Origin of the sequence: Ruania zhangjianzhongii (assembly GCF_008000995.1) — a bacterium.
Classification (GTDB): Bacteria; Actinomycetota; Actinomycetes; order Actinomycetales; family Beutenbergiaceae; genus Ruania; species Ruania zhangjianzhongii.
Genome location: NZ_CP042828.1, coordinates 2,496,529 through 2,512,457, shown reverse-complemented (window position 1 = coordinate 2,512,457; position 15,929 = coordinate 2,496,529). Strand labels below are relative to the sequence as shown.

Annotated in this window: 19 protein-coding genes; 9 read left to right on the top strand and 10 right to left on the bottom strand. The window is 66.5% G+C overall.

The window, feature by feature from the left end:
* Positions 1-3: 3 nt before the first annotated feature.
* A complete protein-coding gene (locus tag FU260_RS11655; protein ID WP_168211753.1) occupies positions 4-1,005 on the top strand; it encodes a LacI family DNA-binding transcriptional regulator in 1,002 nt (333 codons plus the stop codon).
* A 34-nt stretch (positions 1,006-1,039) separates the two neighbouring features.
* On the opposite strand, the gene FU260_RS11650 is transcribed toward FU260_RS11655, so the two are convergent.
* Positions 1,040-2,311 carry an SGNH/GDSL hydrolase family protein gene (locus tag FU260_RS11650; protein ID WP_147917212.1) on the bottom strand — a complete coding sequence of 424 codons (1,272 nt, stop codon included), beginning with the start codon at positions 2,309-2,311 and terminating at the stop codon, positions 1,040-1,042.
* Between the two features lie 165 nt (positions 2,312-2,476).
* Between FU260_RS11650 and FU260_RS11645 the strand changes: the two genes are divergently transcribed.
* Both FU260_RS11645 and FU260_RS11640 read left to right on the top strand, forming a co-directional pair.
* Positions 2,477-3,739, top strand: coding sequence for an ImmA/IrrE family metallo-endopeptidase (locus tag FU260_RS11645; protein WP_147917211.1), 1,263 nt, complete (start codon positions 2,477-2,479; stop codon positions 3,737-3,739).
* The gene (locus FU260_RS11640; protein ID WP_210418265.1) at positions 3,739-4,107 is read left to right on the top strand and encodes an iron chaperone; all 369 of its coding nucleotides are present in this window, start codon (positions 3,739-3,741) and stop codon (positions 4,105-4,107) included. The genes FU260_RS11645 and FU260_RS11640 overlap by 1 nt, the downstream gene beginning before the upstream one ends.
* Positions 4,108-4,173: 66 nt before the next feature.
* On the opposite strand, the gene FU260_RS11635 is transcribed toward FU260_RS11640, so the two are convergent.
* The 3 genes from FU260_RS11635 to FU260_RS11625 are packed head-to-tail and all read right to left on the bottom strand — an operon-like array spanning position 4,174 to position 5,014.
* Positions 4,174-4,527 (bottom strand): type II toxin-antitoxin system HicB family antitoxin, encoded by a 354-nt coding sequence (locus tag FU260_RS11635; protein ID WP_147917210.1) that lies wholly within the window; start codon positions 4,525-4,527, stop codon positions 4,174-4,176.
* Positions 4,524-4,778: a hypothetical protein gene (locus tag FU260_RS24140; RefSeq protein ID WP_244951276.1), complete on the bottom strand. Its 255-nt coding sequence runs from the start codon at positions 4,776-4,778 to the stop codon at positions 4,524-4,526. The genes FU260_RS11635 and FU260_RS24140 overlap by 4 nt, the downstream gene beginning before the upstream one ends.
* Complete coding sequence (locus FU260_RS11625; RefSeq protein WP_147917209.1) at positions 4,775-5,014, bottom strand: addiction module protein; 240 nt, start codon at positions 5,012-5,014, stop codon at positions 4,775-4,777. The genes FU260_RS24140 and FU260_RS11625 overlap by 4 nt, the downstream gene beginning before the upstream one ends.
* A 227-nt stretch (positions 5,015-5,241) precedes the next feature.
* Between FU260_RS11625 and FU260_RS11620 the strand changes: the two genes are divergently transcribed.
* The 5 genes from FU260_RS11620 to FU260_RS23815 all read left to right on the top strand — a co-directional run bounded on the left by FU260_RS11620 (position 5,242) and on the right by FU260_RS23815 (position 7,324).
* On the top strand, positions 5,242-5,742 hold the full coding sequence (locus tag FU260_RS11620) for a helix-turn-helix domain-containing protein (protein WP_210418264.1): 501 nt from the start codon (positions 5,242-5,244) through the stop codon (positions 5,740-5,742).
* Positions 5,743-5,765: 23 nt separating this feature from the next.
* On the top strand, positions 5,766-6,347 hold the full coding sequence (locus FU260_RS11615; protein WP_147917208.1) for a PIN domain-containing protein: 582 nt from the start codon (positions 5,766-5,768) through the stop codon (positions 6,345-6,347).
* Between the two features lie 112 nt (positions 6,348-6,459).
* Positions 6,460-6,702, top strand: a complete 243-nt coding sequence (locus tag FU260_RS23825; protein WP_210418263.1) for a hypothetical protein — start codon at positions 6,460-6,462, stop codon at positions 6,700-6,702.
* A 41-nt stretch (positions 6,703-6,743) separates the two neighbouring features.
* On the top strand, positions 6,744-7,130 hold the full coding sequence (locus FU260_RS23820; protein WP_210418262.1) for a hypothetical protein: 387 nt from the start codon (positions 6,744-6,746) through the stop codon (positions 7,128-7,130).
* Between the two features lie 20 nt (positions 7,131-7,150).
* A complete protein-coding gene (locus tag FU260_RS23815; protein WP_210418261.1) occupies positions 7,151-7,324 on the top strand; it encodes a hypothetical protein in 174 nt (57 codons plus the stop codon).
* A gap of 14 nt (positions 7,325-7,338) precedes the next feature.
* Here FU260_RS23815 and FU260_RS11605 read toward each other — a convergent pair whose 3' ends face one another.
* The 4 genes from FU260_RS11605 to FU260_RS11590 are packed head-to-tail and all read right to left on the bottom strand — an operon-like array spanning position 7,339 to position 12,377.
* Complete coding sequence (locus tag FU260_RS11605) at positions 7,339-8,973, bottom strand: dipeptide ABC transporter ATP-binding protein (RefSeq protein ID WP_147917207.1); 1,635 nt, start codon at positions 8,971-8,973, stop codon at positions 7,339-7,341.
* The gene (locus FU260_RS11600; protein ID WP_147917206.1) at positions 8,970-9,872 is read right to left on the bottom strand and encodes an ABC transporter permease; all 903 of its coding nucleotides are present in this window, start codon (positions 9,870-9,872) and stop codon (positions 8,970-8,972) included. The genes FU260_RS11605 and FU260_RS11600 overlap by 4 nt, the downstream gene beginning before the upstream one ends.
* On the bottom strand, positions 9,869-10,834 hold the full coding sequence (locus FU260_RS11595; RefSeq protein WP_244951275.1) for an ABC transporter permease: 966 nt from the start codon (positions 10,832-10,834) through the stop codon (positions 9,869-9,871). Before FU260_RS11595 ends, FU260_RS11600 begins: the two co-directional genes overlap by 4 nt.
* A 1-nt stretch (position 10,835) precedes the next feature.
* Complete coding sequence (locus FU260_RS11590) at positions 10,836-12,377, bottom strand: ABC transporter substrate-binding protein (protein WP_147917205.1); 1,542 nt, start codon at positions 12,375-12,377, stop codon at positions 10,836-10,838.
* A gap of 99 nt (positions 12,378-12,476) precedes the next feature.
* Here FU260_RS11590 and FU260_RS11585 point away from each other — a divergent pair, with 99 nt between their 5' ends.
* Positions 12,477-13,118 (top strand): DUF1028 domain-containing protein, encoded by a 642-nt coding sequence (locus tag FU260_RS11585; protein WP_147917204.1) that lies wholly within the window; start codon positions 12,477-12,479, stop codon positions 13,116-13,118.
* Here FU260_RS11585 and FU260_RS11580 read toward each other — a convergent pair.
* Together FU260_RS11580 and brxL are read right to left on the bottom strand one after the other, a co-directional pair.
* A complete protein-coding gene (locus tag FU260_RS11580; protein WP_147917203.1) occupies positions 13,099-13,683 on the bottom strand; it encodes a helix-turn-helix domain-containing protein in 585 nt (194 codons plus the stop codon). The two genes, FU260_RS11585 and FU260_RS11580, sit on opposite strands and share 20 nt — an antisense overlap.
* Before the next feature lie 87 nt (positions 13,684-13,770).
* The gene (brxL, locus tag FU260_RS11575) at positions 13,771-15,924 is read right to left on the bottom strand and encodes a BREX system Lon protease-like protein BrxL (RefSeq protein ID WP_147917202.1); all 2,154 of its coding nucleotides are present in this window, start codon (positions 15,922-15,924) and stop codon (positions 13,771-13,773) included.
* Positions 15,925-15,929 lie beyond the last annotated feature (5 nt).

Here is a 15,929-nt window from a genome sequence, read left to right as displayed (position 1 = left end):
ACTGTGGCCGTGACAAGAAAGGACGTAGCGCTTCGCGCAGGGGTCTCGACGGCCGTGGTGTCCTACGTACTCAACGATGGCCCCCGGCCGGTCTCGCAGGCCGCCCGCGCCCGGGTGCTCGCGGCGATCGAGGAACTCGGTTATCAGCGCGACGGCGTCGCCCGAATGCTGGCCTTGGGGCGCTCCTCCACCCTCGGACTCGTTGTCCCCGACATTGTGATGCCCTACTTCGGACGGCTGAGCCAGGCGATCTCGTCTCTGGCCTTCGAGCAAGGGCTGGAGCTCCTGGTGGCCACCACCGACTGGGATCTGGCGAAGGAGCGGGCCAACCTCCGGGCGCTGGTGGAGCGCCGGGTGGACGGAATCATCGTGGTCAGCGTGGACCGGCACCAAGACTTCGGGCCGTACACCACCCTGGGCACTCCGATCGTGGTGGTGGACCGTCCGGAGTTCGCCGTACGCGGGACCGCCCTGGTCACCGAACATCTGCTCAGCCACGGGCACGAACGGATCGCGATGCTGGGCGGTCCAGAGGGGATCTCCTCCACCAGGCGCCGCCACCAGGGCTGGCGACAGGTGCTGGCCGGGGCCGGGCTTCATGCCGGCGACGACTACGTCTGTGCGGCACCGCTGACCGAGTCCGGTGGCTACCACGCAGTCGATCAGGTGCTGGCGATGAACCCGCGGCCTACTGCAGCTCTGGTGTCGCACGACGTGCAAGCGTTCGGTGTGGTGCGCCGCCTGTACGAGCGGGGCGTCACGGTGCCCGACGATTTCGCCTTCGCCGTGGCGAACGCCACCGACCTGGCCCAGTTCACCGTGCCCTCGCTGACCTCCTTGGTCGCGCCAACCCTGGACATCGCCGGGGCGGCCATCAAGGCAGTGGGCCAGGCCGGCGACGAACTGGTGCAGACGATCAACCTGGCCAACTATGCGCTGGCGAAGCGGGAGTCCTGCGGGTGTGCGGGGTCGCGCACGGCAGTTCTGGACTCAGACGAGCCGTAGTCCCCCGCCCGTGATCGTCGGCCGGGATACCCGGTCACCGCTCGCGGTCGCAGTCCAGCGTGGTCAGGTCGACGGCTTCGGCCATCTGCGTGTAGCCCTCGTCGCTCGGGTGGAGGTGGTCGTCGTCGCCGTAGCGCGGGTCCATCTCCACCGGGTTGTCCGGGTCGCGCACGACCGCGTCGAAGTCCACGACGCTGTCGAAGGCCCCGCTGGTGCGGATCCAGTCGTTCACCTCGAGGCGGATCTCTTCCCGCTCGGCGTTCCACCGGCTACTGCCACCGAACGGGAGGATCGTGGCACCCACCACGCAGACCCCCTCGGCGTGCGCCTCGCTGATCAGCTGCTGATAGGCATCGGTGAGGTCTTCCGGTGTGGTGGCCACGTCCCAGCGCAGGTCGTTGACGCCCTCGAGCACGAACACCGTGGACACCGACGGCTCGTCGAGCACGTCCCCGGCGAATCGATCGATGCCGGCGTCTCCGATGCCGTCCTCCAGGAGCCGGTTGGCAGAGATTCCTTGGTTCATCACGCCAAAGCGGTGCACATAGCGACTGTTGCTGATGCGATCGGCCAGTTGGTCGGGCCAGCGCAGGTTGGCGCCGGTTGTCGCGCCGACTCCGTCGGTGATGGAGTCGCCGAAGAACGCCAGGGTGGACGCCTGCCGGGGCGGCTGGACCGTCAACGCCTCCACCCAGTACCAGCTGTTGATCGTGCCGTCGAAGGCATCGCCGGACACGTCGTCGGTCGCATCGCCCGGCGCGGTGTAGGAGACCTGGTTGGCGAAGGCGTGCCCGGTCACCGGACCGGTGTCACCCATGGTGTGCACACTCACCGCCAGGGTCGTATCCGCCGGCACGTTCCAGTTCAGCGGGTCACTCTGCGCCGTCTCGCCGGACGCGATGGTGACCGAGGCCTCCCCGTCGAAGGTGAGCTGGTGCTGTCTGCCCGGGACGACCGCCGCGCCCTCGGCCTGGACACCCACCGTCACCGGGGAGAAGGTGATCGGCCGTTCGCCTTCGGCGTTCGAGAGGGTCACCTGCAGCCCGCGTCCGCCGACGCTCGTGTGTACGAGGTTGCGCACCGTCATATCGCCGAAGTTCTCCGGTTCGTCCAGCTGGACCTGGCTCGCGCCCCAGGTCACCACCTCGTTGGCGGCGGCTTCGGCGGCAGAACCGCCGGGCGCCGCCTCTGCCCCAGAAGACGGCGCTCCACCCAGCAGCAGGCCGGCTGCAGCCAGCGCAGCGACTAGGACTCGTGACCGGCCGGTCCGTGCCCTGGCCGGCGGTCGCGACTGTTCGTTCCCCATTGAGCTCCTACCTCCATTGGCTCCGTGCCGGTGTCCCCTTGAGCACCAGCGCAGCCACGATAGCAACACCACCTCCAGCGGCCCCTGCCGTGCCCTCCCGCTCCCCCGACGGCGGAACTGGAGGGGCGTAGCGCATGTCGCCGTACGCTTGCCCTCGCTGGGATTGTGAGATCCGAAGGCAGCGCCGGCCATCCACATGCCGCGGCAGGACGGCCCGCGGACCTAACTTCTGCGGCAGGATTGCAGTCAGGACCAGATCGGAAGAGGAGGCAGGTGATGTCCGTTCGCGTCAACGTCGTACCAGCGGTCGTGTCCTGGGCGCTCGATGCGGCAGCCGACCCCTCCTCCCTCCGGCAGCGATTCGCTATCGATCAATGGTTGTCCCGCCAGAAGGAACCCACGCTCAAACAACTCCAGGGCTTCGCTCGAGCGGCCGGGATCCCGTTCGGCTACCTCCTGCTACCGGAGCCGCCACAATGGACGCTCCCGATTCCGGATTTCCGCGAGGGCTTCACCGGACGGGACACGCCGAGCGCCGACCTGATCGCGGTGATCAACCAGTCTCAGCGTCGGCAGGCCTGGTACCGCGAGTACGCACTCGGCATGGGCGCTGTGCCCTTGCCGTTCGTCGGGTCTGCACGCGGCCGTGATCCGCTCGAGACCGCTGCCACTATCCGCGCCGCGCTGCGCTTCGAAGTGCAGCACCGGCGCGGAACGTGGGCTGACACCCGCAAGGCACTGCTGCAGGGTTTCGAGTCTCTCGGGGGCCTCACGGTCGCAACTTCCATGGTCGAGAACAACACGCATCGGCTCCTGAATGCCGACGAGTTCCGTGGCTTCACCTTGATCGATGACATCGCTCCGCTGGTGTTCGTGAACACCGGGCAGACGTTGAACGGCCAGTTGTTCACCCTGATTCATGAGTGCGCCCACGTCTGGCACGGGTCCGCGGGCCTCGGCAACGAGGATGCCGGGTCCAGCCCTCGTTCCACGACCGAACGCTGGTGCAACGCTGTCGCGTCCGAGGTCCTGGTGCCGCGTGATGAACTCGAGGCACGCCACCGCCGCCTCGTCGATGTCGGACTCACTGACGCTCTGGACCAGCTTGCCGCCCAGTTCCGGTGCGGCACGCTGGTCGTGCTGCACGCACTGCACCGTACGGGGGTGCGCGCTATCGATGACTTCGCAGCCGCCTACGACGCGGAAGTCACGCGACTGCGCGAACTGAGAGACATCAGCCAGAAGCGGGACCGGCCAGGCGGAGATCATTACCACAACCAGCCCTATCGAGTGGGCGAGCGCCTCTCCCGTGCCCTGATCGCCGATGCCCTCGAAGGGCACACCACCATAGACGAGGCAATGGCGCTCATGTCCATGCGGTCCTTGAGCAGCTTCGACGAGTACAGCCGCCGCCTCGGAGCGGCGTGATGTATCTCCTCGACGCCAATGCCTTCATGGAGGCCAGCAGGCTCTACTACGCCAATGAGGCCTTACAACCGCTGCTGGAGCAGGTGCGCGCGCAACTCTCTGCTTCTCTTCCGGATGCAGTGGAGATCATGAAGTTCAACATGCCCGGGTTTGCGGTGGGTGAGGCCACCATCGCCGGTTACGCCGCCTTCAGCCGACAGTGCGGCCTTTACCTCTCACCCGGTGCCATCACGGCACTCGCCGACGACCTCGCTGCCGCCGGTCTCAAGGTGAGCAAGACCGGCGTCACTTTCTCTCCCACCAAGCCCATCCCGGACGATTTCGTCCGACGTCTCGCCCTGGCGTCCCGGGAGGACCTGGGCGTTTAAGGCAAGCGCAGTCCGCCCAGGGGCCGCAGACCACTCCATGCTCCGCATTTGCGACGCCCGCGAGAGTCAGCCGGCGGCGAGCTTCTTGCTCACATACTGGTTGAGGCTCACCCGCTCCTCCGCGGCATGCATCGCCAGCGAGCGATGGAGGTGCTCCCCGAGGCGCACATTGAAGGTTCCGGAGTAACGCCGCTCCGACATGGGGACGGGCACTTCTTCTCCCTGGGCGCGCATGTCCTCCAGTACGTCGTTCAGAAGCGCTTCAAGGCCGTCAATCGCGGCGTTCCTCGTCCCTGCCACCCACGACAACGATGGGAACTCTAGGCACGTGGCGAAGTACTCCCCGTCCTCTGCCGACCACACCACGCGGTAGCCGTAGTGCGCGGCATTGACCTGCGGTTGTCCGAGCGTGCCTGTCACGATGCCTCCTTCTTCTCGATTGCAGCCAGTACTTGACCCACCTGGTAGGCCTTCGCCTTGCCATGCCTGTTCTGAATGTTCACTCTGGGATCGCCGGGCCAGGGGAGTGTTGCCGACTGCAGGATGAGATCCGAGGCTGCAGCGGCCGTGTCGGCGAACTCCTCGCCGAGAGCACCGATGCCCTCGTACTTGGCGAGGGCATCGAGATACTTCTGACGCGCCTCGGGGTGCTCGTTCCAGTCGAGAGTCACCTGCGCCGCTGTGCAAGCAGGCTGCGACCCATCTCACGAGTCTCGCGGCCGTTCACCGCCTCGACCTTCCCGCTCTTCAACTCCTCGAGCCTGCGGGTGACCACATCCTCCCAGGGGCTATCGACTTCGACCTGCTCCGACTCATCGATCTGCTGAAGCGCAAGAGCGGCGATCTCGAGTTCCTTGGAGTCGAGAGCCTTGCCCTCCGCGATGTAGTTCTCCGGCTTCGAGGCCATACACCGAGACTACTGCGGCACGCCGACGTCGGCCAGGATCGGTCACCGCAGTGGCGTAGCCGGGCGTCCGTTATCCACAGCGACAAGCTTCGTCGCCCACGCACACGTCCGATCGGGCAGGATCGATGGAACCCCGCCCACGATTCGAATGTTACGAAAGGGAGTACGCTATGTTCGTAATACACGAGCCTGGTGGTGATGCAACCATGAGACCTGAACCGAAGCCGATGGCCGAACGCACCTACCTGCCGACAGAAGAGCCCGGCCTCGCGGAGGTGTACAGCTTTCTCGATGCGCATGAAGGCATCCACGGCACACGCGTGCGGCCCAGATGCCTCCTCGTCGGTGAGAACGACCAGGTCGAACTGCCTGCTCCGATGTACCAACTCCTCCTCCAGGTGGTCGAATCCCTGCGAGCAGGACGCGCCGTCACGGTCGCACCCCACGCCACCACCCTGACGACGCAGCAAGCAGCCGACCTCCTTGGCGTCTCACGACCGACGGTGGTGCGTCTGATCGATGCCGGAGAATTGCCTGCAGAGCGGCCGGGAAATCGCCGGAAGGTGTTGCTCCGTGACGTGCTGGACTACCGCGAACGGCGTCGTGCACAGCAGTACGAGATGCTTGCCGCCACCGCGATCGACATCGACGACGAGGACGATCCCGTCGCTGTTGCGGCCCAGTTGCGAGAGGTTCGCAATGTCGTAGCCGACCGCCGCCGAGCCTGAGACGGCCCGCTCGGGGGCTCCCCATGATCGCTGCCGTTCTCGACACGTGCGTGCTGTGGCCAAGTCTGCAGCGCGACGTCCTTTTAAGCTTGGCAATCCAAGGGTTGTATCGACCGTTGTGGTCGTCTTCGATCCTTGCCGAGCTGGAGGAGCATGAAGCGCGGAAGCTCGTCCGCCGCGGTGCCAGTGGTGCCGACGCCGAGACCGCGGCGAAGCATCTCATCACCCAGATGGAGAGGGCGTTCGATGACTCGTGCGTCCAGGGGTGGGAGCCACTGGAGGGCAACTTCAGCCTGCCCGACCCTGACGACGAACACGTGGTCGCCGCGGCGGTGGTCGGCGGCGCGGAAGCGATCGTCACGGCGAACCTCCCGGACTTCCCCGCCGGTCGAGTGCCCGCCCGGATCCGCGTGCAACCACCGAACGAGTTCGTGCTCCAGACCGTCAAGATCGATTCATACCGTGGATTCTGCGCCGTGCAAGAACTCGCGCTCCGATACCAGCGGCCGCAGCGCAGCGTCCACGAACTGCTCCTCCTGATGGAAGCGCGGTACGACATGGGCGCCGCGACAGAGATCATCCGCCGCGAGGCAGATCAAGCCTAAGGAGCGGCGATTTCGACGGCGCAGCTCACCGGAGCCGGAGCGTAAACCGTTGATCTTCATCGGCCCATCGCAAACGTGCATGTCAGCCTGAACCGACCGATAGAGTCCGCTCATGGTCGACACCCAGGAGATCCAGCGCCGTGCAACCAGCTTCCCTCAGGTGCTGGATGCTGCTGCGAAACTACCTGGCGTCCGGATCGACCGCGCGACCTACCTCCGGGCAGCGCTCAGGCGTCACTGCGATGCGGAACAGATTGAGCGAGCCGTCGCGGACACCCCCGCGGCAGCTGGCGTCCCGCTCACGACCATCACGGCAGTAGCCAATGGCTCCATCACTACGAAACAAGCAAGGTAACCGCGATCTCAACGATCGCGGGAATCCCGGGCGGCTTCGCGATGCTCGGCACAGTTTCTGCTGATTTGGCGCAGTACATCGGCCACCTGCTCCGCATTGCCCAGAAGCTCGCCTACATCTACAGCTGGCCTGACCTCTTCGCTGATGCCGGTGAAGAACTCGATGAAGCCACTGAGGGGATCCTCACCCTCTTCGTCGGCGTCATGGTTGGTGTCCAGTTTGCTCAGGGCGGCGTGAGCAAGGTGTCCACCATGATTGCCTCACAGGTAGTGAAGAAGTTGCCCCAAAGGGCGCTCACCAAGGGTGCGCTCTATTCGATCGTCAAGAAGGTCGCGGGACTCCTCGGCGTGTCCATGACCAAGAAGCTCTTCGCGAGCGGAGTCGCGAAGGCAATCCCGGTTGTGGGCGTGTGCTCTCCGGCGGCCTGACCCTCGGCACGTTTCTCCCGATGTCCAAGAAGCTGCAGAATCACCTCGCCAGCCTGGAGCTCACGAAGCCTGGCCTTCGATTCGAAGACACCAGTGCCATGGGCTCTGACGCCGCCGAGCCGAAAGAGATGGCGGAATTCACGAGTGACGCCGAGGAAGGCCTAGTAGCAGAGGGCCCATCGCCCACTGTCTGAGCAACGCCTTCCCATCACCCAATCGCGGCCCGCGGCCGCTCCGGCGGGATCGCCGCCATCAAGGTCCGTGTGTACTCCTCCGCGGGCGCGGCGAACAGCTCGGCTGCGGGCCGGTACTCCACGGCGACGCCCTGCTGCATCACCAGCACGTCGTGGCTCATCTGCTGCACGATCGCCAGGTCGTGGGCGATGAACAGGTAGGTCAGCTCCAGCTCCTGCTGCAGATCCCGGAGCAACTCCAGCACCTGCGCCTGGATCGAGGCATCCAAGGACGCGGTCGCCTCATCGAGGATCAGCAGGTCCGGTTCCAACGCCAGCGCCCGCGCGATCGAGACCCGTTGGCGTTGCCCGCCGGAGAGCTCGTGCGGGAACCGGGAGGCGAACGCCGCCGGCAGGTGCACCAGGTCCAACAGCTCCCCCACCCGCTGCCTGCCGCGGCCCGGATGCAGCCGATGCACCTTCAACGGCTCCGCAATCGCATCCCCGGCCCGGATCCGCGGATCCAGCGACGAGAACGGGTCCTGGAACACCATCGCCAGCCGGCGCCGCAGCGCCCGCGGCACCCGCCCGAGCAGCGGCACGCCGTCGAGCGTCGCCGCGCCCCCGGCCGACACCAGCCCGGTCAGCGCATTGGCAATCGTCGACTTCCCCGACCCGGACTCCCCCACCACGCCCAGCGTCCGCCCGCGCCGCACCTGGAAGGACACCTCCTGCACCGCGTGCACCACCGAACGCCCGGTCGGCGTGGACACCCCGAACTGCACATCCAGATCCTGCACGTCCAGCAGCACCGCACCGTCAGCGTCCACCGGTGGTGGCGGCGACCCGCCCAGCCGCGGCCGGGCCGCCAGTAGTTCGCGGGTGTAGGGGTGCTGCGGATCGTCCACCAGGTCCACGATCGGCCGCTGCTCCACCGTCACCCCCTCGCGCAGCACCACCACCTCGTCTGCCACCTGCCCGATCACGCCGAGATCGTGGCTGATCCAGACCACCGCCGTGCCGCGCTGCTCCTGCAAGTCGCGCACCAGGGAAATGATCTGCGCCTGCGTGGTCACATCCAGTGCGGTGGTCGGCTCGTCGGCGATCAGCAGTGCCGGGTCGCAGGCCAGCGCGATCGCGATCATCACCCGCTGGCGTTGCCCGCCGGAGAGCTGGTGCGGGTAGGCGTCCAACCGCAGCTCCGGGTCGGGAAGGCCGACGGCGGTGAGCAGTTCCAGCGCACGTGTACGTGCACTGCGCCTCGTCATTCCCCGGTGCGCTTCCAGGGACTCGGTGATCTGCCGCTCCAACGTCAGCAGCGGGTTCAGCGAGGTGGACGGGTCCTGGAACACGAACCCGATGGCGTCCCCGTGCACCTTGCGCAGCGCCTTCGCACTGGCACCCACCAGCTGCTGCTCGCCGAGCCGGTCATCGCGCACCAGCGCCGAGCCGCTCACACGCGCCCCGGGCGCATCGAGCAACCCGGTCGCGGCGAGCACGGTCATCGACTTGCCCGACCCGGACTCACCCACGATGCCTAGGGTTCCGCCGCGCTGCAGGGAGAGGTCCACCCCGCGCACGATCTCGTTCTTCCCGATCGCCACGTGCAGGTCGCGGACCTCGAACACCGCTTCCGCGGAAGCGCTGTGCCCGCCCAGAGAGCTGCTCATCGTTGCCTCGCCTCCATCCGGGTCCGGTGCTTGGGGTCGAGCACGTCCCGCAGCCCGTCCCCGAGCAGGTTGCAGGCGAGCACGGTCACGAAGATCGCCAGCCCGGGGAACACGCTCATCCACCACGCCTGGGAGACGAATCCCTGCGCGGCGAACAGCATCCCGCCCCAACTCGGGTCCGGTGGCTGAATCCCCAACCCCAGGAACGAGAGTGCCGCTTCGGACAGGATCGCGAACGCCAGCGACAGCGAGGTCTGCACGATCAGCGGCCCAGTGATGTTCGGCAGCACGTGCCGGCCCAAGATCCGCATGCCAGGGGTGCCCATCGTCTGGGCGACCTGCACGTACGGCTCCACCCGGACCGAGAGGGTGGAGGCTCGCGCCACCCGCGCGAAGATCGGGGTGAACACGATCCCGATGGCGAGCATCGTCGTCGCCAGTCCCGGTTGCAGGATGGCCACGATCGCCAGCGCCAGCAGCAGCACCGGGAAGGCGAACATCACGTCCACGATCCGCATCAGCACGGTGTCCAGCCAGCCGCCCACGTACCCGGAGACGATCCCGATCGGCACCCCCACGCAGAATGCGAACACCACCGAGACCAGCGCCACCTGCAGCGAGGTGCCCGCAGCGATCATCACCCGAGAGAGGATGTCCCGGCCCAGATCGTCAGTGCCCAGTGGGTGCGCCCCGCTCGGGCCCTGCAGTGCCCGGGCCACGTCCACGTCATTGATGCCGTACGGGGCGATCCACTGCGCGGTCAGCGCCACGATCACCACCACCACGAGCACCACGGCGGCAGCCACGGTGACCGGGCTGGCGGCGAGTAGCCGCAGCGAACCCAGCCTGGCCTCGCCAACCCGGCCCTCCGCCGTCGGGCGATCCTCAGTAGTGCTCATGACAGCCGGATCCTCGGATCGACGAGTGCGTAACAGACGTCCACGATCAGGTTGATCAACAGGAACATCGCCGCGATCAGCAGCACCGCCCCCTGGATCATCGCGTAGTCGCGGGCGGCCACCGACTCATACACCAGCCGGCCCAGCCCGGGCCAGGCGAACACCACCTCCACCACGATCACCCCGGAGGCGATCGTGGCCAGCTGGATACCCACGATGGTCAGTACCGGCACCAGGGCGTTGCGCACCACGTGCCGCAGCGTCACCACCTTCGGGCTCAGCCCCTTCGACCGAGCGGTACGCACAAACCCGCTGTGCGCGACCTCCAGCACGGCGGCGCGCACGTACCGGGTGAGGATCGCGGCGGCCACCAGGCCCACGGTCAGCGCCGGCAGCACCACCTGCCGGGCCCACCCGCCGGGGTCCTCGGCGAGCGGCGTGTACCCGGAGGACGGCAACCAGCCGAGCATCCCGGAGAACAGGGTGATCAGCAGCAGCCCCATCCAGAAGTCCGGCACAGACACCCCGAACTGGCTGGTCACCCGCACGATCGCATCGGCCACGCGGCCCTCGCGCAGCCCGGCCCAGATCCCGGCGGGCAGGGCGATCAGCAGCGCGAGCCCGATGCCCACCACCGCCAGAGACACTGTGGCCGGCAGCCGCTCGAGCAGCAGCACGGTCACCGGCTGCCCGGAGCGGAAGCTCACCCCCAGGTCCCCGGTGAGCGCGCCGGCGATGTAGGAGAAGAACTGCTCGGGCAGCGGCCGGTCCAGCCCGCTGGCTTCCAGCAGCGCCTGGTAGGCCTCCGGGTTGTACCGGGTGCCCAGCGCCAGGCGGATCGGGTCCCCGGGCACCAGCTGCACGATGGCGAACGTCACCACCATCACCCCGAGCAGTACCACGGCGGAGTAGACCAGGCGCCGGCCGAGGAAGACCAGCAGCGCGCGTGGGGATCCCCGCACCTCAGCCCTCCGTGAGCTGCACGTCCCGGAACCGGATCGCCCGGTCCGGCAGCACCTCGTACCCGGTCAGCTCGGGGCTCCACGCCTGGATCACCGACGGGTTGTACAGGTAGATGTAGCTGGCTTCGTCGGCGATGATCGTGGCGGCCTCGGCGTAGAGGTCGTAGCGGGCGTCCTGGTCGGTCTCGGTGCGGGCGGCCTCCAGCAGCTGGTCCACCTCGGGGTTGGCGTAGCCCTGGGCGTTGGAGGTGCCCTCGCTGTGGTGCTGGTTGTAGTAGAAGTCGTCCGGGTCGATGTTGCCCAGCCAGCCCATCATCAGCAGGTCGAAGTTGCCGGAGTTCTGCTCGTCGAGCCAGGTGGAGAAGTCCGGTTGCCGGATCTCCACGGTGATGCCGAGCGGTTCGAGGTTGGCGGCGATGATCTGCGCGGCGGTGACCGTCTCCGGGTACTCGGTGGTGGCCATGAAGTCGATGGTGCCGCCGGTGACCCCGGCCTGGTCGAGGAGCTCCTGGGCCTTGTCCATGTCCCGGCTGTAGGTGCTGTACTCGGTGTACCAGATGCTCTGCTCTGGGATGGCGAGCTGGTTCGCGGCGGCGTTGCCGTAGGAGACGGCCTGGATGATTGCCTCCCGGTCGATCGCGTAGGCGATCGCCTGCCGGGCGCGCACGTCGTCCCAGGGTTCGTTGGCCTCGTTCAGCGCCAGGTACCAGTAGTCGCTCGACGGCGTGACGCCCAGTTCGATCTGGTCCTCACCTTGGAGCTGTTCTACTTGCTGCGGCGGGATCACGTCGGTCCACTGCACCTCCCCGGACTGCAGGGCGGCCAGGGCGGTGGAGGGTTCGGAGATGAACTGGAACTCCACCCCGGCGATCTCCGGGGCCCCGCCCCAGTAGTCCGGGTTCGCGGTCAGGGTGATGTGGTCCCCGGAGGTCCACTCCTCGAAGGAGAACGGGCCGGTGCCCACCGGGGCGGTGGTGATCTCGTCGGACTCCACGTTCGCCTGGTCCACGATCGCCATCCCCTTGAAGCCGCCGAGGTTGGAGAGCAGGTTCGGAGTGGGCTGGGACAGGGTGATCTCCACGGTGAGATCGTCCGGGGCTTCGATGTTCTCGATCGAGGTGAACTTCCAGGCGTTGGAGAGCTCCTCGTCGATGATCCGGTTGTAGGAGTAGACCACGTCCTCCGCCGTGAAGTCCGAGCCGTCGTGGAAGGTGACGCCCTCGCGCAGGTGGAAGGTCCAGGTGAGCTGGTCCTCGCTGATGTCCCAGGACTCGGCCAGCGCGGGTTGCATCTCCAGATTGGCGTCAGTCTCCACCAGAGTGTCGTACACGTTCTCCAGCACCTGGAAGGAGAAGTAGGAGGAGGTCTTGTTCGGGTCCAGCTGGTCCGGTTCACCGCCGATGGCCACGTTCAGGGTTTGGGCGGTTGTCTCGCCGCCGCCGGTGTCGGTACCGTCGCCGACGTCCACCGGCTCACCGGTCGAGCACGCCGCGAGCAGAGCGAGGCCGGCCACAGCGGCGGTCAGGGGTGCGGCGCGTCGCATGAGGATCTCCTGTGATCAGTTCAGTGATGATTCGATCAGTATGTGGCAGGATGCAAGTGGAAGCAACTCCCCCGGCCGACCGTCACCGAATCGAGACTCATGACCTACACCGTGCTGGCTCTGGACCGTGATCGCTCGGCGATCGGGGTGGCGACGGCGAGCTGTGCGCTGGCGGTGGGTGCGGTGGTGCCGGCGTTGGATCCGCGGGTGGGGGCTGTGGCCAGCCAGGCGTGGACGAACGAGCGCCTGCGGGGGCTGGTGCTGGGAGCGGTTCACGATGGCGACTCCCCCGCCGCGGCGTTGGATCGGCTCGGGTCCTGGGATAGCGAGGTGGAACTGCGACAAGTGGGTGTGCTCGGTGTGGATGGGCGCGGTTCGGCTTTCACGGGTAGGGCCACCACGGCGTGGCGGGGGCACGAGATCGACGACGGCGTAGTCGTGTTGGGAAATATCCTCACCGGGCCTGAGGTGCTCGGGGCGATGCGGGCGGGTCTGCGGCTCAACAATTCTGCTGCGCCCGTGGGGGTGGATGAGCTCGCGTCGGCATTGGTCGGCGCCTTGGCGGCCGGCGAGGCTGCCGGCGGGGACTCCCGTGGCCGGCAGAGCGTGGCTCTGCTGGTGGGGGCCGTGGGTGCGGAGGTGCTGGAGTATGACCTGCGGGTCGACGACGCCGTGGACCCGGTGGGTGAGCTGGCTCGGTTGGTGGACGTGCGGGCTGGGGTTATCGGTCAGCGGCAGTGACCGCGCCGAGGACGACGGTGGGCTCGTCGGCGAGGTTGGCCCACCAGTGCGGGGTCTCGCAGCCGTAGGTGGCGGTGTCCCCCGGGCCGAGCTCGTTGCGACTCTCACCGTGAACGATGAGCAGGCGGCCGGTGACGACGGTGACGGACTCGGTGGCCAGGTGCCGGAACGGGTGCGCCTCGTTGGTGAACCCGGCCGGCAGGGTGGAGCGGATCACTTGGAGGCGGGTGTCCCCGCGGGGGGTGAGCAGCTCGCGGATGACGCGCTGCTCGGCGGGACCGTCCGGGACCGGGAGCTGGTGGCGCTGGTCGTTGCGGATGACCGTGACGTCCTCGAGCGCCGGTTCGAGGAGCTCGCCGACCGGTAGGCCGAGAACGCCTGCGAGGCGCCTGAGCGTGTGCAGCGAGGGATTCCCTTGACCGCGCTCCAGCGTGGACACCAGCCCGAGACTGACCTCCGCCCGGTCCGCGAACTGCTGCACCGACAGCCCCAGGCGCTTGCGCCCGGCCCGCACGGCCCGCCCCACGGCCTGCACCGCGAGCTCGTCATCGCTGAGAGTCGTCATGGGGTCATTGTGCCGTGGGTTCTCCGGCACGAACGCTTCACGGCCAGAATACATGCTGTGAGGAGTCCTCCCCACGGTTGTTTGTGTTCATCGAGACGCCTCGCCTTCTCGGATGTATGTCACCCCGAAGGCCTTGACCTGCCGGTACTTCTGGAGCTTCACCGCAAGGTCGAATGCGTCGTTCGCGACGTACTGGAAGATGTCGAGACCGCGACCGAGATTGATCCGCCAACCTGTGTCGGCGACGATCCAGCGGTCGTGAATCGTGTCGTCGAACTTCACATCGAGCGTGATGCCAGCAACCTCCGCTGCCTGCTTCACACGGAAGAGGAACTCCATCTGCTTCTGGAGCTTTCCGGCGCCGTCGGTGTGCTCGCTTGTCCGGAGGAACACCTTCAACTCGTCCGCGGGGTCCCAGACCACAGCGAGGGCTTCGATCAGTTCCATCAGGTTTCGCGCCTGGTGGAACTGGCGGATGTACGGATCGACGATCGTGATCTCGGTGGCGCCACGCAGATACGGGAGCAGCAAGGTCTCGTAGGAGACGCCGCGTTGGTTCTCTTGGAATTCGCGGTACCCCTCAAACAGCGGTTCGATCTTCGGCGCGGTCTCCGCCGGAGCGGCGTCGCCAGCCTCGGCCTCGGAACCTCCACTGTCCGAGTCCGCGGCCTCGCCATCGTTGCTCCGGGGGTGGTAATACGCCGGGTACTCATCCTCCTCCAGTGTCGTTACTGCCCGCCACTCCCCTGCCCTGTCGAGGTAACCGAACTTCACCTCGGCCATCGTGGTGTCGATGCGGAGGATCTGGTCCTTGACGCGTTTGCGTCCCTCGATAGCGAACCGGAGGATCTCCTCGATCTCCTCCTTCGTCGCTTCTCCCTGGGGGTACAGGATCTTCATCAGCCCCGAGAAGGTCTTGTGGATGCCGTCCCGATCACGGGTGGAGATGTCGGATCCGAGCGTGAAGTGTTCTTGGTAGCGATCAGAGAAGTCCTGGTCCCGCATGGACTTGAGGATCTCGGCGATGTAATCGACGACGAACCCGTAGCCTTCGGAGAACATCTCACCGCGGATCGTGTCGACCTCCCACCCGGGGATGTAGAAGTGCAGGCGGTCGAGGTAGGCGGAGTCGTGATAGCTCTCGGGTAGTTCTGCGAACAGATCGGAGTGCTTGAGCATGTGGGGCACGTTGTGTGACGTGTTGCCGACAAAGACCATTGACGCATCAGCGCCCAACGTCTCAACACCGCGGGAGAACGACTTGTTCGCCATGTAGTTCTTCATGATGTCGACGAGCGCCTTGTCGGTACGCTTCTTCTTGCCGGCGAACTCATCGAATGCGACGACGTCCCAGTAGCCGACGAGCCCGAGGCGGCCGTTGGCGTTGTTGACGAAGAGCTTGGGGACAGTGACCTCGCCACCGGAGATGAGCATGCCGTGGGGCGAGAACTCCGAGAAGATGTGCGACTTGCCAGTCCCCTTCGGGCCGAGCTCGACGAGGTTGTAGTTGCGTTCGACGAACGGAATCAGCCGTACGAGCTGGATCAGCTTGTCTCGCCGGCCGAACAGCTCCGGGTTGAATCCGATGGACTGGATCAGCAGGTCGATCCAGTCGTCCGTGGTGAACTCGCGCCGGGCTGTGATGTAGGCGTCGAAGTCGAAGTTGGAGAGTTGGATCGGCTTCAGCGAGCCGAGCTGCCAAGGGACGACTCGACTGTCGTCGAAGTGGAAGTAGTCAATGTCGCAGATGCACCACACGCCGCCGACCAGCAGCTTGGGATGGGCGTTGACCGTGGCGGCCTCAACGATCACACCCTTGATGCCGAGGTTGGAGAACTCTGCCTCGTAGCGGTCTTCCTTGTCGTTCAACGCGACGGTGACTCGGTCGATGATCTTGTAGCGCCCACGCTCGCGGATGGTCGACTTCACCAGCTCGGACTGGTTCCGGTGCACGTAGTGGTCGGCGAGGATCTTCCGGACCGAGGCGATGCCAGCCTGGATCGTTGCCTCGTCGTCGGAAGCCGCGTACTGGCCGAGGAGGTACTCCAGCACGTACGACGGCACGATCGCGTTGCCCTTGACGGCCTTGACCAGATCCTTGCGGACGACCACGCCGGCGAAGTGCTGGTTGATCTTCTTGTCCAGCAGGGTCTGCTCTGGGGTCTGGTCGATCTCGTCCGGGCCTCCCGGCTCGGGGAGTACGTCACTGCCGATCTCGTGAAGTTCAGTGTCGTCAGTCATCTCAC